This window comes from Paraburkholderia sp. RL17-381-BIF-C (genome assembly GCF_046026435.1).
Taxonomy (GTDB): domain Bacteria; phylum Pseudomonadota; class Gammaproteobacteria; order Burkholderiales; family Burkholderiaceae; genus Paraburkholderia.
In genome coordinates, this window is the sequence record NZ_JARESX010000009.1 from 20,092 (window position 1) to 45,830 (window position 25,739).

A 25,739-nucleotide genomic window follows, 5' to 3' on the forward strand; every position below is an offset into this window, starting at 1 on the left:
ATGCCGTCCGAGCACGCCGATGTCCTGTCCCAGATACTCAAGCTGATTCGCCTTCGCGGGGATCACGTTTTCCACGGCAAACTGGGCAGTTCCACCGAAGTGATTTTTCCGCCCGGACCGGCGGCTTTTTTGCATCTGCGTACCGGCGAACTGTCTGTGTCTCAATGCAATGGACCCTCCGTGACGCTGCGGTCAGGCGACTTCGTTCTTTTGCCGCATGCGGATGGACACACGATTCGAAGCGAGCCGGGCGGAAAAGCACATCAACGCTTCGAGGCGGCGGTGGACTTTACCCTCAGCAGAGATGTTCAGACGTTCAAATGGGCGGCTGATGATCGAATGGCAGGATCCTTTCTTGCGGGATCATTCTATTTTGACGGGGCGCCGTTGCGCTCTTTGCTCACCGGGCTTCCCGGGCTGATTCATCTGACATGCGACAAAGTCAGCGAACCCCCTTGGCTTGCCTCCATCTCGCATTTTCTCGACGTGGAATCGCGTAGCGCGGGCCCAGGATCATCGCTGATGATCTCGCGGCTTATTGATTTGCTAGTTATCCGCACCTTGCGGATGTGGGTCAGCCGGCAAGGCGATCGGGTCGGCTGGCTGTCCGGACTGAGCGACGAACGCGTCGGTCGTGCGTTGAACGCAATGCATCTGGAACCTAACCGTCCATGGACAGTGTCGGCGCTCGCCGAGACAGCGATGATGTCGCGATCGATGTTTTCGGATCGTTTTACGGCGGTGGTGGGGCTTCCACCGTTGCGTTATCTGACACGGTGGAGATTGACGATCGCGGCAGACTTGCTACGCGGAGGAACCTTGAAGGTGACCGAAGTGGCCCACGTTGCCGGCTATGGTTCGGAGGCTGCCTTCAGTCGCGCCTTCAAGGAGGAGTTCGGCTATTCACCGCGCGACGCACATCGAATCGAACAGACAGGCGCCTTTGTCGCACGAAGTTCGGAACTCCTTTGACAGCCCTTGTCACGCCGTTGGCTCGCTTCGTCAGTTGAAGCTGTCAGTGCGGTAGTTTCGTTTCAATGGCATGGCATCGCGTCGATCCCCAAGCGACTCGATCTGCTCAGCTTGCCCGGGTGCGTTGATCGGACGATAGATCATGCAAATCAGACGCCGGGATATGGTCAGTCCTGGACACGTTCTTTAGAGTGGATAGCCAAGGTCCTCCCGTATCCGGAACGGAGGAAGGCTCTCACGCACTATGGTTCGGATCTCTCATGCTCAAGCAGATCAGACAGTTTGCGATAACACTTCTCGTTGCAACACCCACGCTTGCGTCATGTGTCTGGATCGGAAGCGCGAGTGCGGTCGCCAGCGTCACCGTCGTATAGCACGGATCTTTTCAAAGCCAGGTTCCAATTCACGACATCGGCACCGATGTCTCGTCAAGGAAGCAATATAGATGAAACTCCTGCTCGCTGCTCTTGCCATTTCAGCATTCGCGTTCGATACCAGTGCGATGGCTGCGCAAAAGCCCCCGATCGTTCTGGTCCACGGCGCTTTCGAAGACGCCCAGGTCTGGGGGCATGTCACATCCAGGCTTCAAACCGATGGCTATAAGGTTGTGGCGGTTGAACTGCCAGGTCGTCCGGGCGCGCCCGCCACGCCGGACAAGGTGAGCCTCGACCTCTATCGCGACACCGTGGTCGCAGCGCTGAACGAATTCCATCGCCCAGCAGTCGTGGTCGGTCACAGCTTCGGCGGCATCGTCATCGCCGACACCGCGGAAACGGCACCGAAGAAGATCAAAACCTTGATCTTCGTTGCGGCCTACCTGCCGCAAGACGGCGATTCGCTCGTGTCGATGGCCAACAAGGATGCCGACGCCAGGATCGGCCCGCACCTGCAGATCGACAAGGAAAAGGGCATTGCCTCCATCGAATATTCGGCACGCGCCGATCTGTTTGCCAATGGAGGTCCTGACGAACTGCGCAAGGCAATCCCGAATCTGATTCTGGATGAACCCGTGAGCCCGCTAGCTACGCCCGTGCACGTGACTTCCACCAACTTTGGTCAGATCGACAAGGTCTATATCCACACAGCCATGGACCAGGTCATCAGCCCGTCGTTCCAGGCGAAGATGGTTGCGGCAACCTCCGTGAGAGCAGAGTACACCCTGCAGACCGGTCATACGCCGTTCCTCACCGATCCCGACGGCCTGGCAAAGGCGATCGAGGCTGCTGCGAAATAGCCGGTTCGCGGTTGGTCCAGGAAACGAAGGCGCTGCGGCTTCGTCGTCCCGCGCTTTGCCTTCAAGTGTATTGCTCCGGGCGGGGGGGCTCGCTATATCCGGGCTTCCGCGTACCGTCCTGCGGACCGCTCTTCGATGGTCTGCACCGGCATGCTCTTTCAGAAAGAAGCATACGCATCGGTTGTTTACGACAGTTTCTCTTGTTTCCAAAGGCAGAACCGATATGTCCCGTCTTCAGATACCCGCCACGATCGCAGATGCACTCGCTGCTTCCCAGCCCTTCCTAGAAGCCATCAACAAGAAACTGGGTGTCACGCCGAATCTGTTTCGTCTGATGGCCAACCGCCCTGCGGCGCTCGAGGGCCACCTCGGTCTGGCCGGAGCCTTGGCGACCATCCGCAAGAACAGCGCCAATGCGCGAGTCAGTGATTCATTTTGATACGCGGAATCAAGCCGCAACCGACGACTGTCGTTCGCTGTATCGGATGCTTGAGTTCACTGCGTCGCGATAAGTCCAGGCCACATCTATTTCTATTCACCTAACGTTAAGACCGAACATGAACGTATTTGACCGGCTCGCGCAAGCGAGCCTAAATTTGCCAGCGCCCATCAACCCGCTTGGCTCCTATCGAACGGTTTCCGTTTCGGGAAGCCAACTATATGTATCCGGTCTCGGCCCTTTCCAAGATGGCAAGCCAATCGTCGGAATGGTGGGCCGCGATATTTCACTTGAAGAAGCTCAAGACGCGGCGCGCCTAACGATGCTCATGATCTTGGCCTGTGTCGATGAGGCATGCGGACTCGACAACGTCAAGCGATGCAGCCGGCTAACAGTCTACGTGCGTGCAGAACAGTCGTTCGCCCAGCATCCGCACGTGGCCAATGGCGCCAGTGACCTCTTGCTGACGCTGTTTGGGCAAGACAATCTGCCGGCTCGAAGCGCACTGGGCGTGCATTCGTTGCCGATGGGCATCCCGGTTGAGATTGACAGCATTTTTGAGTTGAAGGGGTGATGGACATGGCTCGACCGCACGACGACGCTCAGTTGATGCGAGCCAATCGGCCGGCCAAACCTGATTCTGAACCCGCCGCACAACGAGCGCACATCGCGCTGTCTGGAGGGGAATACTGCCGTCCTGCTTTCGAGAACAATCAATCCGTGCCCGCGTTCGGACGCCGCAAGCATTGCGATGCGGCCGCCACACGGTTGCCCAGCATTGAAACGAACCATCTATTTTTCCGTCGGACTCTGATCATGCGTCAAATGATATTGACCGTTGTCGTCACACTGACTGTCTCTACGGGATGTCTCGCGAGCACTTCTACCATCTACAAGGAACCCCTGGACGCGAAGACTCTGAACACACTTCGATCGGATTTTAGCCATCTCATGCAACTAGCCAACCGCCACGACTTCAAAGCGCTCCATGAGATGTTCTGGCAATCTCCCTCGGCCCTTCTCGTCGCCAAAAGTGCGATCCCCACGGAAGGGAACTGGGCTGGCTTCTGGGGTAATGAGGCGATCGATCAGAAGCTGCGCGATATCGGCACCTCCGGCCCTGTCGTGCTGCGGCCGGATTATTCGAAATTCAAGGTCGTCGGCTTGACGAAGGACATAGCGCAATCCTATGCGCCAGTGAATATCACGGTCTCCTATGCGGGTCAGGACGGAACCCCCAAGCCGTTTCTATTGCTAATCAACTGGATAAAAATCGGCAAGGACTGGAAGGTGGCTTCGGAGATCATCCTACCCGTACCGCCGGCGCCTGAAGCAAAAAGCGAAGTACCTGGATAGTCGTGACAAAAGTGTCCAGATCCCTTGCTACAGACACACCAGCAGAGTTCAACGTGCGATCGGCAACGTATCACCGACACCACGGATGTTGGTCTTTAGCCTGCCTAACGAAAGAGTGATGCCAACAGGAAAGCGAGTTGACGCGGATATTCAAATGCGGCGCCTGACACATTTCACCAGGCAGACAACTTTAAGAAGGAAGACGGGTCATGACGATCAACAGACGTAACTTCTCGGCCGCCCTCGTTGCCGGCGCTGCCGCGTCGCTTATTTCTACTCGCAGCGTAGCAGCAACGCCTGCTTCGGGGAAGGCGCCCAATATCGTCCTCGTGCATGGGTTGTTCGCTGATGGGTCGTGCTGGACGGAAGTGATATCGCGATTGCAGGCAGCGGGGCTCAATGCCACGGCTGTCCAAAACGAAGCCGTTAAGAAGACTGGGAAGTTCGTTGCCAAGGCCACGTAACACGTCGCTGTCCAATCCACGGAAACTGTCGTCGCGCGAGTTCGTGGAATTCCTGGTTCAACAACGCGACGCGCAATTGCACGACACTGTGTGCCCCCACGCGACTCCAGCGCATATGCTGGCTCTTGCACATTCGACGGCCAACGATTCGATTAATTGACGATTCGACGAAGCCGGTGGAGATTCGTCCTCCCGCACGTTGCCATATGCGATAGTCGATCAGCGACTCGGCGTTGCTAAGGAGATACGTGACCACATTCGAGAGGCTATTGCTCGCTTTCCTGACGTGGCTGCTCACTGCTGGATCCCGTGTCTCACGTAGATCAAGCAAGTGAGCAAGTCTAGCTGCAAACTGCTGCCAGGCGGCAGTACGTCCGACCCAAACGTAGTGGCGGAAGCGGACAAACAGATCCGACAGTTCAAACGCTGATCCACTGTCCGTAAGTCGCCCATATGCCAGAGGCGCGATAGCCTGCTCAACGCGTCGCAACATGCGCCCGATGTGTGCCCAATCGAGAATCCACTTGTTATCGTATGGGAGATCATTAGCGACGCCGGCCAAGTCCCGAGCTCCATCAGTCAGGACAACGACTTCATTAGGATCCCCGTATCCGCTGTCCTCGCGGAATCGTGTCATTTCTTGATTCAGTCGCCTGGTGCGCGGCATGGCGGAAGCCCACACTCGTGGCTGCTTACCGGCTTTGCCCAAAGCAGCAACGACGACTGCGATCGACGACGGCCGGTTCCCGGCTTCTGCACGATTTTCCTTGCCGGAACCCTTGCAATTGCAGGCCTTCCATCGTTCGCGGCAATAGTAAACCTTTCCTGGCGCGGTCTTCAGCTCCGAGCTATGACTATCATGCAGACGACGCTGGACGCCGCAATCCACACAGGATCTATGCGAGGCGCAAAAACGTTCGATCTGCTCGACAACGAACTCCTGCTGCACACAATTGAGCAAGGACTTGCCTTCACTGAGTGACAATCCCACGTCTCCTGGCGTCTGGTCGTCGATGGGCCTGTGCAACCGCATGACCTCAACCCGCTTTACCACACTCCCGTCGCCGTTATCGAACTCAAGAGCGATCGTGCATCGCATGGTGGCTCCTGGGTCTCGTCGTTAGGGATACGATACCCCGCGGCGCGCTCGTCTCCCAGCCTTTTTAACGGCTTCTTGCTCGAGCCCGCCATTTCAGGCTGCTTCGCCTCAGAGCGTCAGGCCGTTATCTGACACTGGCGGATAGGTCGCAGTTCTCTGCTTGCAAGTTCGATAATCACCGTGCGTTTGCGAAACAACGGCGGGAGTCCCCATGGTCAAATTGGCGCCACGCCTGCCCAGATGGATTCCCTCGACCTCACTACGCCAACGATCATGTCTACCCTCATCGCCCGACCCGATGCGCAAACGCGAGAACGCCTGATTCTGTGGATCAGGAGACGCATGGACGAATGCGGCATTACCGAGTCGGCATTGCAAGCGGCACTGGAAAACGATCAGCGCCACTTGCGCTACCAGGACGCGTTCGGCAACGTCTGGAGCGGCGACGGCGAACTGCCCGCATGGCTGAAACGCGCGGTGGCCGCCGGCCAGAGTATCGAGCACTTCCGCTGCAACTAGGGTCCGAGAAAGCCGCCTGCGCGAACTCTGCGTAGCAGTCAATGCAATGCTGCGTTGCTTTTGCACCCGGTTTATCAATCATTTTGGCTTGAATAAGCTGTGTCTCGAGTTCACAGCGAAGGCCTCCCCGCCGCCCACGGCGCAGGTCAGCGCCGAATTCACGGCAACTCGAGCACCATTTGCCCCTCCCGATTGCGGATATCGAAACACGATTTCGCCCTTATATTAATCGATGGATAATTTATCCTCCGCTTCCATGACATCTTCGATGAACAAACTAGCTGAATTTAGACGCGGATGGGTGCAACTGATCGGCTCGACGCTGGGCCTCGGCATTGGCGTGATCGGGCTGGGCTCTTACAACCTCGGACTCTTTGCCAAGGACCTGCAGGGCGCCGTCGGTCTCACGAAGACGCAATACGGGGCCGGTTACCTCGCTTTCACGCTGGGACTCGCGCTCGGTCTGCAGATGTGGGGGCGCCTGCTGTCACGCTTCGGCGCGGCGCGCACGGCGGCGGGCAGCGCGCTCGCGCTCGCCGCGTGTTTCGTGGCGATGGCGGAACTGATCTCGACACCGACCGCCTACATCGTGCTGGTCGGTCTGGCCGGCTTTTTCGGCGGCGGCACAAGCGGTCTCACGTTTACACGCATCGTCAGCGGATGGTTCGATCGCGGCCGCGGCTTCGCGCTCGGCCTCACTCAGGTCGGGCTGGGATTGTGCGGCGCGATCCTGCCGCCGATCATCGCGGCCACGATCGTCAAAAGCGGCTGGCATTCCGGTTATCTGATGCTGGCTGCCATCGCCGCAGCGGGCGCGCCGATCGCGCTGTTGATCCTGCGCGACAGTCAATCCAGCGCCATGGAGCAGTCCGCCCCGGCCGATGCCCCCGATCTGCGCGAGCTCGCCACAGAATTCGCGGCGGTCAAACGGACCAGCACATTCTGGATCATGTTCCTCGCCTTCACGCTGTCGACGCTCTTCGTGGCGGGCAGCGCTCAACACATGGCGCCGATGCTGCGCGAACTCGGCGCGAACGCCGCCTCGGCGGCCAGATACATGAGCCTGCTCGGCATCGGCACGGTCTGCGTGCGCCTGATCGTGGGCTGGCTCTCCGACTATGTGCATGCGCCGCGGCTGATGGCCTTTTCCTGTCTGGTCGGCATGGCCGGCGTGCTGACGCTCAAGCTCGGCGGCATCGGCTACGCGCCCTTGTATGCGTTCACGGTGGGTTGGACCTTCGGCGGCGAGATCGATCTGGTCGCGCTGATGTGCACCCGCTACTTCGGTCTCAGGATGTTTCCGCGTGCCTACGCGTTTCAGTACGGCGCACTGTGCATCGCCGCGGGCGTAGGTCCGCTGGGGATTGGCTGGCTGGCCGACAGGTTGGGCAGCTACCAGCCGGGCCTCGTGCTGAGCGCGGTACTCGCGGCCGCCGCGGCGTTCGTGTTCCTTCTGCTGCCCCGCTACGACGGCCGTGCCGGCGAACCGGGCGAGGCCGGGCGCCTCGGACTGAACAGCATCGATTAATGCGCTTTACCCAGTAGTTCACCGTTATCAGGAATGTCTCAATGATCCACTTTGACCACGTCTGTCTTGCAGCACAAAACGTCTACGAAGCCACGTTCCGGCTGAGCCGCGAAACTGGGTTCGGCAACTACGACGGCGGCTTCTTCCCGCTCTACGGCATCGGCCACAAGGTCGTGCCGCTTGCGCCGGACATCTACATCGAAGTCGAAGGCATTGTCGATCATACGGTCCTCAAGCGAGGCCAACCGCTGGCCAGTTTTTTCGAGCAGCAGACGCGTGAAGGCGATTGCTTCGTGGGCTGGTGCCTGCGCACCGACTCGCTGGACGAGCTGAAGGCTTTCGCCAGACATCACAACACGGTCGTCGACGAAAGCACCACCGGCAAGGACGCCGGCCGTCAGATGATGAACGGCAAGCGCGGCTTTGCGTTGCAGACGCCGAGCGCGCTGACGGCATGGCCGATCGGCAAGCCCAACCTGTACTTCAAGCCGGGTAACGGACCGCACACCGCGAGCCTGCCGACAGAGCCGGGCACGGGATCGGTACAGGGCCAAGGGCTCAACTGGATCGAGATCGGCGAAGACGAAGCCGCGCTCGCGGCATGGCTCGGCGAGATCGGCCGGCCGTCGGACTTTCCGTTCGAGATTCGCTACAACCGGAAGACCTCCGGACTGTACGCGATGGGCGTGAAAACGAGCGAGGGCGAACGGGTGATTCGCCGCGCCGCGGTCAAGCTCTGACGCTTCGCAAAAGATCGGAGAGCGTTGGAAAGATTCAAACAGGCAGGCCTGATGCCGTGACGTGGGAGAAAGTATGGACAAGCTGCTAGCGTTGCGAACGCTGCTCGCCGTTGCGGAATCAGGGGGCTTTACGGCCGCCGCTCACGAGCTCGGCAAGACCACCTCATCGGTCATGCGTCTGATGGATGGCCTGGAAGCGTCGCTAGGTACCTCGCTATTGACGCGCACCACACGCAACGTTTCGCTCACCGACGCCGGCGTGACCTACGTCGAACAGGTTCGTCAGGTGCTGACCGATCTGGCGGGCGCCGACGACAGCGTGATCGACAGCGGAATCGATCCGATGGGACCGTTGCGAGTGAGCGTGTCCGCCACCTACAGTCGTTTGCATATCGCCCCGCATATCGCCACGTTTCTGAAGAAGAATCCGCGCGTCAACCTCGAGCTGGTAGTGTCGGACAACCATCTCGACCTGGTCAGCGAACGTCTGGATCTGGCTGTGCGGGTCGGCGTCCCCACCGCGGACGATCGTCTGATCGTGAAGCGGCTGCGCCAGAGCGAAAGATTCGTGGTTGCCAGCCCGGACTATCTGCAAAGAAAAGGCACCCCGCAGGCGCCGTCCGAACTGATTCGCCACGAGTGCCTGCGCTTCGTCTACAAGCCCGGCAATCGGCAACGATGGGTCTTCCGCTATCCGGGCAGGTCCGAAACCGTCGACGTGAATGGACAGCTGCTGACCAATAACCTGGACATGCTGGCCGGCGCCGCGCTGGGCGGTCACGGTATCGCCCTCCTCCCGCAATGGCTGGTGGGCGCCGACGTGGCGGCGGGCAGATTGACGGCGCTTTTCACCGACGCCCAGGCGACGCCCGAAGGCGGCGATGCCTTCGTCTACGCAACCTATTTGCCGAATCGCCGACATTCGAGAAAGGTTCATGCGTTCATCGATTTCGCGGAACACGCGATTGCCGTCCCCACCTGAGCGCCGTGCGAACCTGCCGGCCGGCATCGAAATAATGTCGTGCGCATTTGAAAAGCCGTGCGTTGCACGCAATCGACGCGCGCCGAATAAGCGGAAGCTGACTCCAACCCATCACGGAGAAGGCGCATGTCGACTGAAACGAAATGCCCGTTCATGCATGGGGCCGGCGACGGTGCGTCGGTTCCGCGCGACGTGGGTCGCGACGTCGGTGCGCTGGCGTTGCGCCACGCCCACGCTCCGAGCGCCGAAGTTCTTTTTTTATCACTTGATCATTTATACTCCGATCCGGACAGCGGGGTGTGCGCAAAGTCCGCGGACAACCGCCTCACCTGAAACATCTGAAGATTTGATTGGTTTTCCTATTGCTAGCGAGCATCGACAGTTCGACGTTCCCCACCTTTTCCGGAAAGTCAGTACTTCGTCCATGTCAGCGATATCAACTTGCAACTTGCTGGAGATGAAGCATGACATCCACCCTGTTTTCCCTCACCACCGTCGGGCCCGTCACACTGCCGAACCGGATCGTCGTCTCGCCGATGTGCCAATACAGCGCTGACGACGGATGCGCGAACGACTGGCACCTGATGCATCTGATGCAGCTCGCCATTTCCGGCGCAGGGCTGATCGTTCTCGAAGCCACGGCGGTCGAGCGTCAGGCCCGGATCACGCACGGCTGCCTCGGCCTCTACAGCGACGCGAACGAGGCCGCCCTCGCGCGCGTGATGGACGCGGCGCGGCGCGTGGCGCCGCCACAGACGCGTTGGGGCATTCAGATCAACCACGCGGGACGCAAAGCATCGGCCCAACGCCCGTGGGAAGGCCGCGCGGCCTTGGGCCCGCTTGAAGATCCGTGGCCCACGGAAGGTCCTTCCGCAATCGCGGCCGGCGAGCATTGGCCTACCCCGAAGGAAATGACGCACGCCGACATGACGCGGGTCCGCGACAGTTTCGTCGCGGCGACCCGCCGTGCGCTGCGCCTCGGCTTCGACGTGATCGAGATTCACGCGGCGCACGGCTACCTCATGCATCAGTTCCTGTCGCCGCTGGCCAATCAACGCACCGATCAGTACGGCGGCTCGCTCGACAATCGCATGCGCTTTCCACTGGAAGTGGCGACGGCGGTTCGCGAGGTCATTCCGGCCAAGGTGTGCCTCGGCCTGCGCATCACCGGCTCGGACTGGACACCTGGCGGCATTGAAGTGGTCGAGACCATCGCGTTCGCCAATGCGCTGAAAGCGCGTGGCGCCGATTATGTGTGCGTCACCACGGGCGGCGTCGTCAACGCCCGCATCCCCGTGCAACCGGGTTACCAGGTCCCGTTCGCCGCCGAAGTGAAGGCGAATGCCGGGCTCCACACGCGCGCGGTCGGCATGATCGCCGATGCGCAACAAGCCGAGGCGATCATCGCCTCGGGGCAGGCGGACACTGTGGCGCTCGGCCGTGCCTTTCTGGATGATCCGCGCTGGGTGTGGCACGCGGCTCACACCCTCGGCGTCGCGGATTCGATCAGCTACCCGCCGCAATACGAACGCAGCAAGCCGGTTTTGTGGGCCGGGGCTCAACTCGCCCGCCACGGGACAGCCAACGTTTCTTGAGCCGAACCCGCCAACGCGGACTCGCGTTCCAGCACCGTCAATCGGGCGCCCGTGCATGACTCAAGCGGGCGCCCGTGTCTTTCTCCTCTTGCCGACGCGGCTGTGCCCGCGTCCACTTAACTTTCGTCCATACCGTGTTCAAGAATATCAGTATCCGCGCGCGCCTCGCGCTCACCGTGAGTTTTCTGGGCCTGCTGCTGGTGATCGGCGGCGCCATGGGCATTGCCGGCGTGTCGATGAGTAATAGCGACGTCGAGCAACTCTATTCAAATCAGCTCGCCTCTTCCACCGCGCTCAGCGAGGCCAGCGTCTCGCTATCGAGAATGCGTCTGTGGCTCTATCGCATCGCGCTCGACCCAACGAGTCCCAGCGTCCCGCAAAACGTGCAGAACGCCCAAAAACTGCTGAGCGCTTCGCGCAATTCGTGGGCGGCTTATCGCGCGTTGCCAGCAGATGGTCCTGAAGAAAGCCGCCTCACCGAACTCACTAACGCGAAGCTCGACGCCCTGATTGCCAACGGCATTCAACCGATGTTCGACGCGCTGGCCGCCCACGACTCGGCAAAGCTCGTCGATGCCGCCCTGCATACCCCACCGTCGCTTTTCATCGACGTGACGGAAGCCATGGACACGCTCGGCAAGTATCAGGTGTCCTCCGCGCGCGCCACTTATGCAGCGGCACAGGCGCGCTTTCGCCGCTTCGTCGAACTCGCGCTAGCCGGCATTCTGATTGCCCTGACCGCAGCCGCCTTCTCCTGGTGGTCGCTGCAACGCGCGATCAGCGGCCCGCTCGATCAGGCACTCCGCCATTTCAAAGCGATTGCCGACGGTGACCTCACGACGCAGATCGAGGTGCTTAGTCGCGACGAGATGGGCCAGTTGATGGACGGCCTGCAAGCCATGCAAAGCAAACTGGTCAGCACAATCGGCGCGGTGCGGGACGGCGCAACGTCGATCGACACGGCGGCGCGTGAAATCGCGGTCGGCAACGTGGATCTTGCGCAGCGCACCGAAGAGCAGGCCGCGTCGCTGGAAGAGACCAGTTCGTCGATGGAGCAGTTGACGTCGACCGTACGGCAGAACGCCGCGCACGCGAAGCAGGCCAAACAGCTGGTGACGAGCACCGCCATGCTGACCGATCAGGGCAATCAGGCGTCGCTGAAGGTGGTCGAGACCATGAAGGAACTGTCCAGCTCTTCGCACAAAATTGCCGAGATCACGAGCGTGATAGAAGGCATTGCGTTTCAGACCAACATTCTGTCGCTGAACGCGGCGGTCGAAGCGGCCCGCGCCGGCGACCAGGGGCGCGGCTTTGCCGTGGTGGCGGGCGACGTCCGCCTACTGGCGCTGCGTAGCGCGACGGCCGCCAAAGAGATCAAGGAATTGACGGGCAGTTCGCTGTCCCGCGTCTCGGCGGGCGCGCAGCAGGTGGACGACGCGAGTCAGACGATGACGCAAATTCTGGATTCGGTGCGCAAGGTCAGCGATCTGATGAGCGAAATTGCTTCGGCATCCGAAGAGCAGTCGATCGGAATCGAGCAGATCAATCGCGCGGTTGCCCAGATGGATCAGGTGACCCAGCAGAACGCGGCGTTAGTGGAGCAGGCCTCCGCGGCGGCGTTGTCGCTTGAAGCGCGGGCCGGCGATCTGGAAACCGCCGTTTCGGTGTTCCGCGTACCAGCAAGGCGCTAGCGATACGCGCGTAACACCCAAACCGTGAGAAAGGGAGACCTTGAACGGACACGCTTTACGCAATGAGAGTGTTCGTGCGGATCGTCGAGGCGGGAAGCCTGACGAAGGCGGCCGACTCCTTCGGCTCGACCGCGCCGAAGGTCTCCAAGCTTCTGCAAGGGCTGGAGCATCGCCTGGGTTGCAGGCTGCTGCAAAGAACGACTCGCAAAGTGTCGCTTACCGAAGACGGGCGCATGTACTACGAGCGCTGCGTCAGCGTCCTCAACGAGATCGATGATATGGAAGGCTCGCTCTCACATGCCAAGGTCTCGCCGCAAGGGCGCCTGAAAGTCAACCTGCCAATGGCGATGGCCAGGCATATCGTCATCCCCGCGCTACCGGCCTTTGTCGCGCAGTATCCTGACATCGACCTTGAGCTCGGGCTGACGGATCGTCACGTGGACGTGGTCGGTGAAGGCGTCGACTGCGTCGTGCGAGTGGATACGCTGGACGATTCGGGTCTGGTCGCGAAGCGTATCGGGATGATGCAAACCTGCACGTGCGCGTCGCCCGATTATCTCGCGCTGCATGGCATGCCCGAAACGATCGACGACCTCGATCGCCACCTCGGCGTGAACTACGTATCGGCGGATACCGGGCGTGCGCGCAACTGGGATTTCATGGTCGACGCAGAAGCGAGGGTGGTGCAGATGAGAGGCTCGGTGCTGTACGTGCCGAACCGGCACCTTCCAAAAAAACTCAAGGTATTCATTGAATTCCTCGGCACCGTGTACGCAGCGAACCCTGTATTGCAAGGCGACGCGCTGTGACGTGAGTGTGTGACCTGAACGACACGGACATTCCTGAGTAAGCGCATGTTCATGTGCATGCTGGCCTATGTTCGCGCGTCGCCTCCCGATACGATGCCCCGCGCCTGCATCGCAGACAACGCAATGCTGCGTTGCATTTTCACCCCATATATCTATTTTTTTGGAGTGAATAACCTGCGAACTGGCTCAGCGAACTCTCACCCGAGGCTGCGCCACTAGAAGTCTCAGCCGGCCCGGATGCGTCGTCGACCTTGCGCAGTCCGCGCGCGTTCACCCGCACCGACGAGCTAAACCATCGCATTATTTATCGATCGATAGCTTCAATCAGGTCAGAAAAGTCCGGCTGCTCACGCAAGCTCAAGCTTCTGTTCAGATATTTATATTTTAGGTAAAGAGATGAAAATCAGAGTATCGCTCATTGCGTGCGGCTTCGGCGTGGCAACGATCTGTTCGAGTGCTTTCGCGCAGAGCAGTGTCACGCTTTACGGGCTTATTTCCGGTGGCTGGGCTTTTTCGACCAATCAGGGCGGCCACCACACCTATCAGGCTGTCAGCGGCACGAACCAGTCGCCGCGATGGGGGCTGCGCGGCAAGGAAGATATCGGCGGCGGCACCAGCGTCATCTTCACGCTGGAGAACGGCTTCAATATCTATAACGGCAATGCTTCATTTAATGCCCGCTTATTCGGCCGTCAATCGTATATCGGCGTGACCAATACGAAGTGGGGCACGCTCACGTTCGGGCGGCAATACGACACCGTGGAAGACCTGCTCGGCCTGAACACCGCGTACAACTGGAATGGCACGATTGGCGACAACGACAACACGTACGCCAACCTGCACGTCAACAACTCGATCAAGTACACATCGCAGAAGATCGCGGGTTTCCAGGCCACTGCGCAGTACGGCTTCAGTAACTCGACAACCGGTTTCAACGACAACCGCAGCTTCGGCGCGGGCGCGAGCTACAACTATGGCAGCCTGAACTGGAACGTCGCGTACACGGAGTTCGATTCGCCGTATAGTGCGACCAACCCGACCGGCGCCATCGATACCGATTATTCGCCCACCTACCTGACGTTCGACCGCAGCGCTTTGGGCACCCACGCCTACGCGAAGAAACAGCGAATCTTCGGCACGGGTGGTTTTTACAGCTTTGGCTTGCTGAAGTTCGGCGCGCTTTATACCGACGTCAACTTCAACTATCTCGACGGTCAGCATCTGAACATACAGAACTTCAGCCTGAGCGCGAATTACTATGTCCGCCCTGATTTCCTGCTTGGCGCGGCGTACGTTTATACGACCGGTGACTACACCATTACGGGCAAGAAACCGAAGTGGAACGAGCTCAACCTCGTCGCCGACTACTACCTGTCCAAGCGAACCGACATTGCGCTGATGGTCTACCTGCAGCAAGCCGGCGGGGGCGCGCTGGCGGATATTCAGGGCTACACCTCGTCGTCGACGAATCGGCAGATGGTGACGACGCTCGGGATGCGGCACACGTTCTAGCGGTTGCTGCAAGGTGCCGCTTCACTGTTCAGTCTCGCGCAACACTGTGTTGCCGGATCCCTCGCTGCATTTTTCGTGAGCGAGGTTTACACTTCTTTCGTCTCCTCCATGTCTCCTCCTGATGTGGATTCGGCCCGCCATGCGGGCCTTTTTTCTTTCTGCCGCGTTGCTTCCGCCGGCCTGTCGTTCGATCCTCGCAAGCTGGCCAAACCTGCCATGCAAATCGGCGCGAGGAACATCATCTGCGCGTCCCATGCGTCCGCGTCAAGCGGCCAGCCGTGGGAGAACGTAATCGTTTGGCCTGTACCCAATCCTTTTAATAGATTTCCGTGCCGTCTCTGGTAGTGAAATATGCCATTGCTATTGCTCCTTTCGAGGTGATTGACCGGTGTCTGCCGGTGTGCCGAACGTCAGAGCAGTATTGGCGATAGCCGGCGAGCGCGATCTTTCTGATCGCCCGTAATTGTCGTATTCGTACGGCTATACCGACTGCTCGCCTGCGGCCTCACCGTTGGCGCTCTGTTTTTTTGCGCCGCCGCATCGTTCGCGTACAGCCGTCGTGCGAATTCGCAAAGTCAGTGCCTCGCAGCGAATCCTCGCAGATCGAAAGACGCTAATCTCCTGCCATAACCAGTGACCGCTCCGGCTCACTCGACAACACTATCCGTCCCCCGTGCAACACCTGCCTGAACGCATCAGGCTTCCGTCATCAGGAATCCGTCATGTGGATCGTCAGACTTGCCTTGCAACGACCGTATACGTTCATCGTGCTGGCCGTGCTGCTATTCATCCTCGGCCCGCTGGCGATCATCCGCACTCCGACGGACATTTTTCCGAATATCAACATTCCGGTGGTCAGCATTGTCTGGTCGTACAACGGCTTTTCCGCCGAAGATATGGCGCATCGGATCACATCGAACTACGAACGCGCGCTGACCACCGACGTGGACGATATCGAACATATCGAATCGCAATCGCTCAACGGCGTGTCGGTGGTGAAGATCTTTTTCCACCCCGGCGCCGACATCAACCGCGCCATCGCCGAAGCCGCCTCGAACTCTGCGTCGATTCTGCGCGTGCTGCCGCCGGGCACGCTGCCGCCGAACATCATCACCTACAACGCCTCCACGGTACCGGTACTTCAGCTCGGCCTGTCGAGCAATACGCTTCCCGAGCAGACGCTGTACGACCTCGGCAACAGCTTCATCCGAACCCAACTCGCCACCGTGCAAGGCGCGGCCGTGCCGCTGCCGTTCGGCGGCAAGATCCGCCAGATCATGGTCGAACTCAATCCGCAGGCATTGCAGGCAAAAGGCCTCGCGCCGGCTGACGTGGTCAACGCCGTGAATGCGCAGAACCTCATCTTGCCGGGTGGCACCGCGAAGATCGGCACCCGCGAATACAACGTGCAAATGAACGGCAGCACCGACACGGTCGCCGCGCTGAACGATCTGCCGATCAAGACGATCAACGGCGCGGTAGTGTACGTGCGTGACGTGGCGCACGTGATCGACGGCTATGCGCCACAAACCAACATTGTGCGCAGCGACGGCAAGCGCGCGGCGCTGCTGCAAGTGGAAAAGACCGGCAGCGCGTCGACGCTCACCATCATCCAGCAGGTCAAGGACATGCTGCCGAAGATCGCCGCAGGTTTGCCGAGGGCACTGGTCATCACCCCGCTTTCGGATCAGTCGCTATTCGTGAAGTCGGCGATCACCGGCGTGGTGCGTGAAGCGTTGATCGCGGCCTGCCTGACCGCCGTGATGATCCTGCTGTTTCTCGGCAGTTGGCGCGCCACGCTGATCATCGCCGTATCAATACCTCTCGCTGTGCTGACATCGCTGATCGCGCTGTCCGCTCTTGGCGAGACCATCAACATCATGACGCTGGGTGGACTCGCCCTGGCGGTCGGAATTCTGGTCGACGACGCCACCGTCGCGATCGAGAACATCACGCATCATCTGGAAACCGGCGAGCCCTTACACGATGCGATCCTGAACGGCTCGGGCGAGATTGCCGTGCCGACCTTCGTGTCCACGCTGTCGATCTGCATCGTGTTCGTGCCGATGTTCCTGCTCTCGGGTGTGGCGCGCTATCTGTTCGTGCCACTCGCGGAAGCCGTGGTGTTTGCCATGTGCGCGTCGTATTTCTTCTCGCGCACGTTGATTCCGACACTCGCGATGTATTTGATGCGCGCGCCTTCGAAAGACGGCAAAGCCGCACAAGGACGGTTCGGCGGGCTGGTCCGGTTTCAGGCGCGTTTCGAACACCGCTTCGAGGCATTTCGCGGCGGCTATCGCAACGTTCTGCAAGGCGCGATTGCTCATCGTGGCCGCTTCATTCCGATCTTCCTCGTGCTGTGTTTCAGTTCGCTCGCGCTGATTCCGTTCGCGGGGCGCGACTTCTTCCCTGCCGTCGATACCGGAGAAATCCGTCTGCATCTGCGCGCGCCCACCGGAACCCGAATCGAACAGACCGCCCGCATCACCGACGAAGTCGAAGCGAAAATCAGCAGCGTAATTCCCAAACAGGATCAGGCGGCTGTGCTCGACAATATCGGCGTGCCCGTCAGCGGTATCAACCTGACCTACGACTCTTCTGATCCGGTCGGCCCGGAAGATGCCGACATCATGCTGACGCTCAAGCCCGGCGCCGGCTCGACCGCGGGCTATGTGGCGAAGCTGCGCAACGTGCTGAACGCGTCGTTTCCCGGCGTGACATTTTCGTTCCTGCCGGCCGATATCGTCAGCCAGATTCTCAACTTCGGCCTGCCCGCGCCGATCGATATCCAGATCGTCGGCAACAAGCTCGAAGAAAATCGCGTCGTGGCGGATCGCCTGCTGGCAAAACTGCGCGGCGTGCGCGGTCTCGTCGATGCCCGCATCCAGCAACCGGGCGACGAACCCGCCATCGACGTGGACGTGGATCGCACCAAGGCCATTCAGGCCGGCCTCACGCAACGCGACGTCGCGCAGAACCTGCTGATCGCCCTGTCCGGCAGCTCGCAAACCACACCGAACTTCTGGCTCGATCCGAAGAACGGCGTGAGCTATCCATTGATGGCGGAAGTGCCACAGTACGACATTCACTCGCTGCAAACGCTCGCGAACATTCCGATCACGACCTTCGGCCTCACCACCGGTCCACAGAATCTGCTCGGCACACTCGGTACGATGTCGCGCAGCACGCAGCAAGCGGTCGTCTCGCACTACAACGTGCAGCCGGTGCTCGACATTTTCGCGTCGACGCAAGGGCGCGATCTGGGCGGCGTCGCCACGGACGTAGCGCATCTCGTCGATGCGGCGCGCGCCGAGTTGCCACCGGGTTCGTCGATCGTGATCCGCGGCCAGGTTCAATCGATGAACGAATCGTTCGGCGGCCTCGAAACCGGCCTGATCTTCGCAATCGCGCTTGTCTATCTGCTGATGGTGGTGAACTTCCAGTCGTGGCTCGATCCGCTCATCATCGTGAGCGGCTTGCCCGGCTCGCTCGCGGGTATCTCGTGGATGTTGTTCACCACTCACACCACGCTCAGCGTGCCTGCCTTGACCGGCACGATTCTCTGCATCGGCATCGCCACGGCGAACAGCATTCTGGTGATCAACACTGCGCGCGAGTTGTTGCAGCAAGGCGCCGATCCGCTCGTCGCCGCACTCGAGGCCGGCTTCAGCCGCTTCCGTCCCGTCCTGATGACGGCGCTCGCCATGCTGATCGGCATGATGCCGATGGCACTCGGTCTCGGCGATGGCGGCGAACAGAACGCACCGCTCGGCCGCGCCGTGATCGGCGGCCTCGGCATCGGCACGATTTCCACGCTGCTGTTCGTGCCGGTGGTGTTCGCGCTGGTTCACAGCCTGCTCGCGAAGCGCCGCGCCCGCCAGGCCGTTACCACGGCTACCACCGCTACCACCGCTAGCCAGGCTCAATAACCAATGCCCACGATAGGACTCCATCATGAACACGCCTGATGCCACTCCGGAACACGACGGCGCCGTCACCAGCGCAGGTCTGCCTACCCTGCGCCCGGCGCCGCCACGCGAGACCGTCCGCGCCGGCGCACTGCGCCGCTACCGTCTGCCGCTGATTCTCGCGGGCGTCGCCGCTGTGCTGCTGATCATCGGCATCGTGCCGCGCTTGCGGGCCAGTTCGGCGCTGGACCAACAGGTTGCCGCGCAAACCGCGCTGACGGTCAAGGTCGTCTCGCCCGGCCACGCGCCGGCTTCGCAAGAATTGCTGCTGCCGGGCGCCGTCATGCCCTATGCGGATGCCTCGGTGTATGCGCGAACCAGCGGCTACATCCAGCACTGGACCAGCGATATCGGCGCCAAGGTGAAAGCCGGCCAGTTGCTCGCCACCATCGAAACGCCGGAACTCGACGCGCAATTGCAGCAGGCGCGCGCCGATGCGGCCACTGCGCAAGCCAACTACAACTACGCCAATACCACCGCGCAACGCTGGCAGCAGATGCTGCAAACGCAGTCCGTCTCGCAGCAGGACGCGGACAGCAAAACGGCCGACATGCAGGCCAAACACGCGACGCTGGCGTCGGCGCAGGCAAATGTCGCGCGCCTCACGGAGATGGTGTCGTACGAGAAAGTCACCGCGCCGTTCGATGGCGTGATCACGGTGCGCAACGTGGATGTGGGAGCGCTGGTCACGGCGGGCGGCACGCCCGGTCTCGCCGCGCCCGCCAACGAGTTGTTCCACATCGCGCAGACGGATGTGTTGCGTACTTTTACCGACATTCCGCAAAACGACGCGAGCTTCGTCAGCGTGGGAACGCAGGTTTATCTGACGACCCAGCAGTATCCCGGCCGCCAGTTCCCGGCGCGGGTCGCGCGCAGTTCCGACGTGATCGACCCATCGAGCCGCACGATGCGCGTGGAAGTCGACGTGGACAACAAGGACGGCGCGTTGCGTCCCGGCGCTTATGTGCAGGTCCATCTTGCCCTCGACACCGCGCATCCCGCACTCGAGCTGCCGGTAAGTGCCTTGCTGTTCCGTCCGACCGGCGTGACCGTGGCCGTGGTCGGCGATAACAACCTGGTCGCGCTGAAGACCGTGACGATCGGCCGCGATTTCGGCACCTACGTCGAGATCGCCACCGGTCTCACCGCGACCGATCGCGTGATCGACAACCCTGGCGATGCGATCACCGCAGGCGAGGCCGTGCAGGTGATGGCGCCCGCTGCCGCTGCCGATGTCACTAAGGCCGCCTCCGCCGCGTCGGCTGCACACGGCTAATGCCGTTCACCCCAAGGAAGCCGACCATGCGCGCCCTGCCCCTGACATTCCTACGCAAGACCTTGGCGACCGTTGTGGCATGCGCGCTGACGGCATGCTCCACCTTGCCCGCCTATAAGGTGCCCGAGACGGCCGTGCCGGATCGCTACGCGGCGCCCACCCGCCCCGCGCAGGCGGCATCCGGCTGGGCCGTTGCAACACCAGTCGATACGCAGCCACGCGGCGACTGGTGGAAGGTCTTCAACGATCCTGAACTGAATCAGCTCGAAGATCAGCTGCCGGTGTCGAATCAGAGCGTGCAAAAAGCCGTCGCGCAATTGCAGCAGGCACGCGCGCTGATCGATTACCAGCACTCCGGCTTTCTGCCGACCGTGACGGCCGGCGCCGCACAATCGCGTACACGTCTCTCGCAAAACGTGGAGGGCCATTCCCTCGCCGGCAAGACCGTGCCCGATTATTCGATGGGTGTAGCCGCCTCGTGGGAACCGGACCTGTTCGGACGCGTACGCGACGCCGTGACAAACGCGCGCGATTCCGCCCAGGCCAGCGAAGCCGATCTCGAGGCAGTCCGACTTTCGATGAGCACCGATCTCGCGCGCGACTACTTCGCGCTGCGTGCGCTCAATATCCAGAAGAAGCTGCTCGACGACAGCGTGAGCGCCTACGCTGCGGCGCTGAAGATTCTCAGGCAGCAACTGGCCGACGGCGCCATCGACGCCTCCGCTACCGCGCAAGCCGAAGCGCAACTGGAAAGCACCCGCTCGCAAGCCACCGATATCGAGGTGCAACGCGCCCAGCTGACGCATGCCATCGCGACGCTGATCGGCGTGCCTGCGTCGTCCTTCTCGCTGCCGCCGAATATCGAAGCCATTCCCGTGCCGCAGATTCCGGCGGGCGTGCCGTCACAATTGCTGGAACGCCGCCCGGACATCGCGGCGGCGGAGCGGCGCGTGGCTGCGGCCAACGCGCAGATCGGTCAGGCGAAGGCGGCGTTCTATCCGGACCTCACGCTTAGCGCGAGCGTCGGGCTCGAGAGCACCTTCTTCTCTCCATGGCTAACCGCGCCGAGTCTGTTCTGGTCGATCGGTCCGCAACTGGTGGGCACGCTGTTCGACGGCGGCAAGCGCACAGCGGCGCTAAAGGGCGCCACGGCGCAGTACGACGGCTCGGTGGCCGACTATCGGCAAACCGTGTTGGTCGCTTTCCAGCAGGTCGAGGACCAGCTTTCGGCGCTCGACTCGCTCGCGAGCGAAGCGCAAAGCCAACGGCGCGCCACGGCCGCCGCGGAACTCTCGCTCAAGCTCACCCAGAACCGCTATCAGGCCGGCGCCGTCAGTTATCTCGACGTCGTCGCCGAGCAAACCATTGCGCTGACCAACCAGCGCACCGAAGCGCAGGTTCAGGCAAGACGCGTGGAAGCGAGCGTGCAGTTGCTGAAAGCACTTGGCGGCGGATGGGATCGCACGGCGCTGGCGGTGTCATCGCAAGGCACAGAGTAATGCTCGTATGGCAATCACCGTGCGAATCGAAAAGAGAAACCGAAGCGCTTTTGCGACACTCGGCTTACGCGAACGCGACTTGAATCCCGCGACGCGGCCAGCGATGACAACGTCTTTCGTGGCCGCGCCGTATCCCACGCAACGACCTCATCGTGATGGTCTACCAGGAGCTGAACAATGAATCAGGACAACGCCGTCGTTTCAGTATTTTCGAGCCACGACGCCGCTGACGAAGCCGTCAAGGAATTGAGCCAGAACGGCTTCGACATGACCAGGCTGTCTATCGTCGGCAAGGGCTATCACTCCGAGGAACACGCCGTCGGCTTTTATACCGCAGGCGACCGCATCAAATCGTGGGGTGCAACCGGTGCGTTCTGGGGCGGCATCTGGGGCCTCTTGTTGACGCCGGCGCTGTTTCTGGTACCGGGCCTCGGCGTGGTCGGCCTCGCCGGTCCGATCGTGACGGCTGTCGTGTCCGCGCTCGAGGGTGCCGTGCTCGGCGGCGGCGTGACGGCGATCGGTGCGGCACTGGCGGAACTCGGCGTGCCGAAGAACGACGCTGTGAAATACGAAACGGCGGTCAAAGCTAATGGCTTCCTGTTGATCGTTCATGGCACGACGGAGGAAGTCGAGCAGGCGCGCGCCATCCTCAGCAAGCTTGGGCTCTTCACCGCAGCGGGAAGCGAAACCAGCTCGTAAGGGTATTGCCTTGCGAAGGTCACTCGCGGCAGGCGTCACCCACCAGGCAGCGCCGGCCGTTTCCATTTGCGGATCCTCACCCGGAGGATTCAACGGATTCACCCGATCAAAAGGACTATCGACATACCTCAGGCTCTGTGTGACATCTGCGGCGCACGGCCCGCTTCGGTGCGCGTCACCGTACTGCAGGACGGCGAGCGGCGCGACCTCGACGTTTGCGACTTTCACTATGTCCAGCTGACGCGCCATCAACGTTACATCTCGCCGCTGGAATCGCTATTCGGCAGCGGACTCTTCGACGAACCCGGCACGACGACGACGCCCACGCCCCGCCGCGGGCAAATGTCGTCCGCGCACAACCGCAACCGTATCGAACAGCATTTCAGCGACCAGGCGAGAGAGATTCTGCAGCGCTCAGCCGAGCGCGCAGTGCTGTTCGGCAGCCGTGAAGTCGATACGGAACATCTTCTCTACGAATTGCCGGAAAGCGACGTCGTCCAGACCCTGCTCAAACAGCACAAGGTTTCCGCCGACGACATCCGCGCTTATATCGACGCCAACGCGACGCGCCGCCCTGGCGCGCCCGTAACCACCAGGGTCCAGCTCGGCGTCTCGCCACGCGTGAAGAGCGCGCTCGATCGCGCCTTTATGATCTCACGCGAAATGGGTCATAGCTACGTCGGCCCCGAGCATATTCTGCTGGGACTCGCGGACGTGCCCGATAGCTTCGCCGGTGTGCTGCTCGCGAAACTCGGTCTCACGTCGCAATCGCTGTTGCAGCACTCGCTGCGGGTGGTCGGCAAGGGCGCGGAGCATGGCCGGATCGATACGCCTTCGAAAACGCCCAAACTCGACGAACACGGACGCGACCTGACGCGGCTGGCCCAAGAAGGCAAGCTCGATCCGGTGATCGGACGGTCACGCGAAATCGAAACCACGATCGAAGTGCTGGCGCGCCGCAAGAAAAACAATCCAGTACTGATCGGCGAGCCCGGTGTCGGCAAGACGGCGATTCTCGAAGGCCTCGCGCAGCGCATCGTGAACGGCGACGTGCCGGAGGTGTTGCGCGACAAACGCCTGATCGAGCTGAACGTCAACTCGCTCGTCGCCGGCGCGAAGTATCGCGGCGAATTCGAGGAACGCGTGAAGCAGATTATGGAGGAGATCGTCGCCGGCCGGCACGAGGTTCTCATTTTCATCGACGAAGTACACACGATCGTCGGCGCAGGCCAGGGTGGCGAAGGCGGGCTCGATATCGCGAACACGTTCAAGCCGGCCATGGCGCGCGGCGAACTGAACCTGATCGGTGCGACCACGCTGTCGGAATATCAGAAATACATCGAGAAAGACGCGGCACTTGAACGGCGCTTTCAGCCCGTGATCGTGGCTGAGCCTTCGGTCGAGCAAACGGTCAATATCCTGCGCGGTCTGCGCGACCGGCTCGAAGCGCATCACAAGGTGACGATTCAGGATCAGGCGCTGGTGGCGGCCGCCGAACTCTCCGAGCGCTATATTTCCGGCCGCTTCCTGCCGGATAAGGCGATCGATCTGATCGACCAGGCCGCGGCGCGCGTTCATCTTTCGCAAACCTCGCGGCCGATCGACATCCACGAAGGCGAAGCGGAAATCGCCCAACTCAAGCGCGAGCAGAGCTACGCGACCAGCCGCAAACAGTACGATCGCGCGAAGGAACTCGAAACCACCATCGACGAACGGCAGACCACGCTGCACGAAGCAACCGAGGGCTGGAAGCAGAAGATCGGCTCGAACACGGCGGAGGTAACCGCGCATCACGTCGCGGAAATCGTGTCGAAAATCAGCGGCGTTCCGGTGACGCAACTCACTGAAGCCGAGAAGGCCAAGCTGCTGCAACTCGAAGAGCGGCTGCATCAACGGGTGATCGGCCAGGAAGAAGCGATCCGGGCGGTCAGCGACGCCGTGCGGCTGTCGCGCTCGGGTTTGCAGCAAGGTCACCGGCCGATTGCCAATTTCCTGTTCCTCGGCCCCTCGGGCGTGGGCAAAACGGAACTGGCCAAAGCGCTTGCCGAGCAGGTATTCGGCGATGAAAACGCGATTGTGCGGATCGACATGAGCGAGTACATGGAACGCCATGCCGTCTCACGGCTGATCGGCGCGCCGCCCGGTTATGTCGGCCACGACGAAGCCGGCCAGTTGACCGAGCGTGTGCGCCGGCAAGCCTATAGCGTGATCCTGCTCGACGAGATCGAAAAAGCGCATCCCGACGTCTACAACATCCTGCTACAAGTATTGGATGACGGACGGCTGACAGATAGCAAAGGGCGCACGGTCGATTTCAGCAATACGCTGATCATCGCCACCAGCAACCTTGCGAGCGACGGCATTGTCACGTTGCCGAATGGGTCGGGTAACATCTGGCGATGCAGAACACAAAATCACTTTACCGCGGCCATCGCTTTCCCGCGATCGTCATCAGTTGCGCCGTGCGCTGGTACTATCGGTTTCAGTTGAGCCTGCGCGACATCGAGTAGCTGCTATTCGAACGCCGTGTCGTCGTCAGCTACGAAACGATTCGACGCTGGTGCGACAAATTTGGCGCGGGCTTTGCACGACGGGTCAAAGCGGCTCGCCCCACACCCGGCACCACATGGCATCTGGACGAGGTGTTTGTGACGTTGTGCGGTGAGCCTTACCTGCTATGGCGTGCCGTTGATGAACATGGGGCCGAACTCGACATGCTGCTGCAGAAACGGCGGGACAAAGCGGCCGCCAAACGGTTCTTCAGGCACGTGCTTCGTTCTTGCCGCGTGCCGCGCAAGATTGTCACCGATCAGCTTCGTAGCTACCCGGCAGCCAAGGCCGACATCCCCGACCTGGCGAACGTCAAACATGTGTTCGTCAAGGCTGCGGCCCGGGTGAACAATCGCGCGGAGAATAGCCATCAGCCTACGCGTGAACGTGAGCGGCGCATGCGCGGATTTCGTGACCCGAAGCGCACGCAGGCTTTTCTCTCGAGCTTCGGACTGATCCGGCAGCACTTCGCGCTCAAGCGGCACTTGCTGCGCGCCTCGCTCTATCGCGAACAACTCGCTTCTCGATTCGCTGCGTGGCACGAATTCACAGCCGTAGCCCAAAATCCGTCGACCGCCTCCTGAGCGATTGACTCTTCGCCGGAGTCCGTGCCGCTGCCGACAAGTTGACAGTGCCCTTCAACGGGTGAGGAACCTGCGTCTCGCGGACTTCGACATAGCGTATCAGTGGCAGATGCAGCATTCCATCGAGCTGATCCTGCAACTGTCTGCTATCGAGAGCCCAAAGCGCATTGCCGAGCCCCGACGCATAGCCTTGCTCAACAACTGTCAGCACCAGCGTAACTGT

Annotated in this window: 22 protein-coding genes and 2 pseudogenes; 21 read left to right on the forward strand and 3 right to left on the reverse strand. The window is 61.0% G+C overall.

The window, feature by feature from the left end; translation table 11 throughout:
• From P0D70_RS08420 to P0D70_RS08445, 6 genes are all read left to right on the forward strand, one after another.
• Complete coding sequence (locus tag P0D70_RS08420; RefSeq protein WP_408184078.1) at positions 1 to 972, forward strand: AraC family transcriptional regulator; 972 nt, start codon at positions 1 to 3, stop codon at positions 970 to 972.
• A 445-nt stretch (positions 973 to 1,417) separates the two neighbouring features.
• Positions 1,418 to 2,206: an alpha/beta fold hydrolase gene (locus P0D70_RS08425; RefSeq protein WP_408184079.1), complete on the forward strand. Its 789-nt coding sequence runs from the start codon at positions 1,418 to 1,420 to the stop codon at positions 2,204 to 2,206.
• 223 nt (positions 2,207 to 2,429) lie between these two features.
• On the forward strand, positions 2,430 to 2,645 hold the full coding sequence (locus P0D70_RS08430; protein WP_408184080.1) for a hypothetical protein: 216 nt from the start codon (positions 2,430 to 2,432) through the stop codon (positions 2,643 to 2,645).
• A 118-nt stretch (positions 2,646 to 2,763) separates the two neighbouring features.
• Positions 2,764 to 3,219 carry a RidA family protein gene (locus P0D70_RS08435; protein WP_408184081.1) on the forward strand — a complete coding sequence of 152 codons (456 nt, stop codon included), beginning with the start codon at positions 2,764 to 2,766 and terminating at the stop codon, positions 3,217 to 3,219.
• Between the two features lie 5 nt (positions 3,220 to 3,224).
• Positions 3,225 to 4,001: a Rossmann-fold NAD(P)-binding domain-containing protein gene (locus P0D70_RS08440; protein ID WP_408184082.1), complete on the forward strand. Its 777-nt coding sequence runs from the start codon at positions 3,225 to 3,227 to the stop codon at positions 3,999 to 4,001.
• A gap of 209 nt (positions 4,002 to 4,210) precedes the next feature.
• Positions 4,211 to 4,465, forward strand: a complete 255-nt coding sequence (locus P0D70_RS08445) for a lipase family protein (protein ID WP_408184083.1) — start codon at positions 4,211 to 4,213, stop codon at positions 4,463 to 4,465.
• On the opposite strand, the gene P0D70_RS08450 is transcribed toward P0D70_RS08445, so the two are convergent.
• Entirely contained in the window at positions 4,428 to 5,564 is a 1,137-nt protein-coding gene (locus P0D70_RS08450) for an ISKra4 family transposase (protein ID WP_408184084.1), read from the reverse strand. The genes P0D70_RS08445 and P0D70_RS08450 overlap by 38 nt on opposite strands.
• A 273-nt stretch (positions 5,565 to 5,837) precedes the next feature.
• Between P0D70_RS08450 and P0D70_RS08455 the strand changes: the two genes are divergently transcribed.
• From P0D70_RS08455 to P0D70_RS08495, 9 genes are all read left to right on the forward strand, one after another.
• On the forward strand, positions 5,838 to 6,083 hold the full coding sequence (locus P0D70_RS08455) for an H-NS family nucleoid-associated regulatory protein (RefSeq protein WP_408184085.1): 246 nt from the start codon (positions 5,838 to 5,840) through the stop codon (positions 6,081 to 6,083).
• A 268-nt stretch (positions 6,084 to 6,351) separates the two neighbouring features.
• On the forward strand, positions 6,352 to 7,611 hold the full coding sequence (locus P0D70_RS08460; protein WP_408184086.1) for an MFS transporter: 1,260 nt from the start codon (positions 6,352 to 6,354) through the stop codon (positions 7,609 to 7,611).
• A 41-nt stretch (positions 7,612 to 7,652) separates the two neighbouring features.
• Positions 7,653 to 8,351: a VOC family protein gene (locus P0D70_RS08465; protein ID WP_091807933.1), complete on the forward strand. Its 699-nt coding sequence runs from the start codon at positions 7,653 to 7,655 to the stop codon at positions 8,349 to 8,351.
• Positions 8,352 to 8,424: 73 nt separating this feature from the next.
• Positions 8,425 to 9,333 carry a LysR family transcriptional regulator gene (locus P0D70_RS08470; RefSeq protein WP_408184087.1) on the forward strand — a complete coding sequence of 303 codons (909 nt, stop codon included), beginning with the start codon at positions 8,425 to 8,427 and terminating at the stop codon, positions 9,331 to 9,333.
• Positions 9,334 to 9,459: 126 nt separating this feature from the next.
• The gene (locus P0D70_RS08475) at positions 9,460 to 9,666 is read left to right on the forward strand and encodes a hypothetical protein (RefSeq protein ID WP_408184088.1); all 207 of its coding nucleotides are present in this window, start codon (positions 9,460 to 9,462) and stop codon (positions 9,664 to 9,666) included.
• A 131-nt stretch (positions 9,667 to 9,797) separates the two neighbouring features.
• Positions 9,798 to 10,928: an NADH:flavin oxidoreductase/NADH oxidase gene (locus P0D70_RS08480; protein WP_408184089.1), complete on the forward strand. Its 1,131-nt coding sequence runs from the start codon at positions 9,798 to 9,800 to the stop codon at positions 10,926 to 10,928.
• Positions 10,929 to 11,062: 134 nt separating this feature from the next.
• Positions 11,063 to 12,619 (forward strand): methyl-accepting chemotaxis protein, encoded by a 1,557-nt coding sequence (locus P0D70_RS08485; protein ID WP_408184090.1) that lies wholly within the window; start codon positions 11,063 to 11,065, stop codon positions 12,617 to 12,619.
• 62 nt (positions 12,620 to 12,681) lie between these two features.
• Entirely contained in the window at positions 12,682 to 13,428 is a 747-nt protein-coding gene (locus tag P0D70_RS08490; RefSeq protein WP_408184091.1) for a LysR family transcriptional regulator, read from the forward strand.
• Between the two features lie 396 nt (positions 13,429 to 13,824).
• Positions 13,825 to 14,940, forward strand: a complete 1,116-nt coding sequence (locus tag P0D70_RS08495) for a porin (protein WP_408184092.1) — start codon at positions 13,825 to 13,827, stop codon at positions 14,938 to 14,940.
• 227 nt (positions 14,941 to 15,167) lie between these two features.
• Here the strand turns inward: P0D70_RS08495 and P0D70_RS08500 are convergent.
• Positions 15,168 to 15,298, reverse strand: a pseudogene (locus P0D70_RS08500) (alpha/beta fold hydrolase); the annotation flags it as partial.
• 364 nt (positions 15,299 to 15,662) lie between these two features.
• On the opposite strand from P0D70_RS08500, the gene P0D70_RS08505 reads away from it, so the two are divergent.
• The 6 genes and pseudogenes from P0D70_RS08505 (at position 15,663) to P0D70_RS08530 (ending at position 25,516) form a co-directional block, all read left to right on the forward strand.
• Positions 15,663 to 18,869: an efflux RND transporter permease subunit gene (locus tag P0D70_RS08505; protein WP_408184093.1), complete on the forward strand. Its 3,207-nt coding sequence runs from the start codon at positions 15,663 to 15,665 to the stop codon at positions 18,867 to 18,869.
• Positions 18,870 to 18,894: 25 nt separating this feature from the next.
• Positions 18,895 to 20,184 (forward strand): efflux RND transporter periplasmic adaptor subunit, encoded by a 1,290-nt coding sequence (locus P0D70_RS08510; protein ID WP_408184094.1) that lies wholly within the window; start codon positions 18,895 to 18,897, stop codon positions 20,182 to 20,184.
• Positions 20,185 to 20,210: 26 nt separating this feature from the next.
• Positions 20,211 to 21,683 (forward strand): efflux transporter outer membrane subunit, encoded by a 1,473-nt coding sequence (locus P0D70_RS08515; RefSeq protein WP_408184095.1) that lies wholly within the window; start codon positions 20,211 to 20,213, stop codon positions 21,681 to 21,683.
• A 177-nt stretch (positions 21,684 to 21,860) separates the two neighbouring features.
• Positions 21,861 to 22,382 carry a general stress protein gene (locus tag P0D70_RS08520; protein WP_408184096.1) on the forward strand — a complete coding sequence of 174 codons (522 nt, stop codon included), beginning with the start codon at positions 21,861 to 21,863 and terminating at the stop codon, positions 22,380 to 22,382.
• A 168-nt stretch (positions 22,383 to 22,550) separates the two neighbouring features.
• Positions 22,551 to 24,872 carry an ATP-dependent Clp protease ATP-binding subunit gene (locus tag P0D70_RS08525; RefSeq protein ID WP_408184097.1) on the forward strand — a complete coding sequence of 774 codons (2,322 nt, stop codon included), beginning with the start codon at positions 22,551 to 22,553 and terminating at the stop codon, positions 24,870 to 24,872.
• A pseudogene (locus tag P0D70_RS08530) lies at positions 24,782 to 25,516 on the forward strand (IS6 family transposase). Before P0D70_RS08525 ends, P0D70_RS08530 begins: the two are co-directional and overlap by 91 nt.
• Here the strand turns inward: P0D70_RS08530 and P0D70_RS08535 are convergent.
• Positions 25,479 to 25,727 carry a hypothetical protein gene (locus tag P0D70_RS08535; RefSeq protein WP_408184171.1) on the reverse strand — a complete coding sequence of 83 codons (249 nt, stop codon included), beginning with the start codon at positions 25,725 to 25,727 and terminating at the stop codon, positions 25,479 to 25,481. The pseudogene P0D70_RS08530 and the gene P0D70_RS08535 overlap by 38 nt on opposite strands.
• Between the last annotated feature and the right edge of the window lie 12 nt (positions 25,728 to 25,739).

What these genes read in the sequence shown, in the direction of transcription:
- P0D70_RS08520 (WP_408184096.1), top strand. Translation starts at nt 21,861, where the DNA reads ATGAATCAGGACAACGCCGTCGTTTCAGTATTTTCGAGCCACGACGCC.
- P0D70_RS08475 (WP_408184088.1), top strand. Translation starts at nt 9,460, where the DNA reads ATGTCGACTGAAACGAAATGCCCGTTCATGCATGGGGCCGGCGACGGT.
- P0D70_RS08425 (WP_408184079.1), top strand. Translation starts at nt 1,418, where the DNA reads ATGAAACTCCTGCTCGCTGCTCTTGCCATTTCAGCATTCGCGTTCGAT.
- P0D70_RS08465 (WP_091807933.1), top strand. Translation starts at nt 7,653, where the DNA reads ATGATCCACTTTGACCACGTCTGTCTTGCAGCACAAAACGTCTACGAA.
- P0D70_RS08435 (WP_408184081.1), top strand. Translation starts at nt 2,764, where the DNA reads ATGAACGTATTTGACCGGCTCGCGCAAGCGAGCCTAAATTTGCCAGCG.
- P0D70_RS08515 (WP_408184095.1), top strand. Translation starts at nt 20,211, where the DNA reads ATGCGCGCCCTGCCCCTGACATTCCTACGCAAGACCTTGGCGACCGTT.
- P0D70_RS08490 (WP_408184091.1), top strand. Translation starts at nt 12,682, where the DNA reads ATGAGAGTGTTCGTGCGGATCGTCGAGGCGGGAAGCCTGACGAAGGCG.
- P0D70_RS08510 (WP_408184094.1), top strand. Translation starts at nt 18,895, where the DNA reads ATGAACACGCCTGATGCCACTCCGGAACACGACGGCGCCGTCACCAGC.
- P0D70_RS08445 (WP_408184083.1), top strand. Translation starts at nt 4,211, where the DNA reads ATGACGATCAACAGACGTAACTTCTCGGCCGCCCTCGTTGCCGGCGCT.
- P0D70_RS08505 (WP_408184093.1), top strand. Translation starts at nt 15,663, where the DNA reads ATGTGGATCGTCAGACTTGCCTTGCAACGACCGTATACGTTCATCGTG.
- P0D70_RS08460 (WP_408184086.1), top strand. Translation starts at nt 6,352, where the DNA reads ATGAACAAACTAGCTGAATTTAGACGCGGATGGGTGCAACTGATCGGC.
- P0D70_RS08455 (WP_408184085.1), top strand. Translation starts at nt 5,838, where the DNA reads ATGTCTACCCTCATCGCCCGACCCGATGCGCAAACGCGAGAACGCCTG.
- P0D70_RS08495 (WP_408184092.1), top strand. Translation starts at nt 13,825, where the DNA reads ATGAAAATCAGAGTATCGCTCATTGCGTGCGGCTTCGGCGTGGCAACG.
- P0D70_RS08470 (WP_408184087.1), top strand. Translation starts at nt 8,425, where the DNA reads ATGGACAAGCTGCTAGCGTTGCGAACGCTGCTCGCCGTTGCGGAATCA.
- P0D70_RS08450 (WP_408184084.1), bottom strand. Translation starts at nt 5,564, where the DNA reads ATGCGATGCACGATCGCTCTTGAGTTCGATAACGGCGACGGGAGTGTG.
- P0D70_RS08420 (WP_408184078.1), top strand. Translation starts at nt 1, where the DNA reads ATGCCGTCCGAGCACGCCGATGTCCTGTCCCAGATACTCAAGCTGATT.
- P0D70_RS08440 (WP_408184082.1), top strand. Translation starts at nt 3,225, where the DNA reads ATGGCTCGACCGCACGACGACGCTCAGTTGATGCGAGCCAATCGGCCG.
- P0D70_RS08430 (WP_408184080.1), top strand. Translation starts at nt 2,430, where the DNA reads ATGTCCCGTCTTCAGATACCCGCCACGATCGCAGATGCACTCGCTGCT.
- P0D70_RS08480 (WP_408184089.1), top strand. Translation starts at nt 9,798, where the DNA reads ATGACATCCACCCTGTTTTCCCTCACCACCGTCGGGCCCGTCACACTG.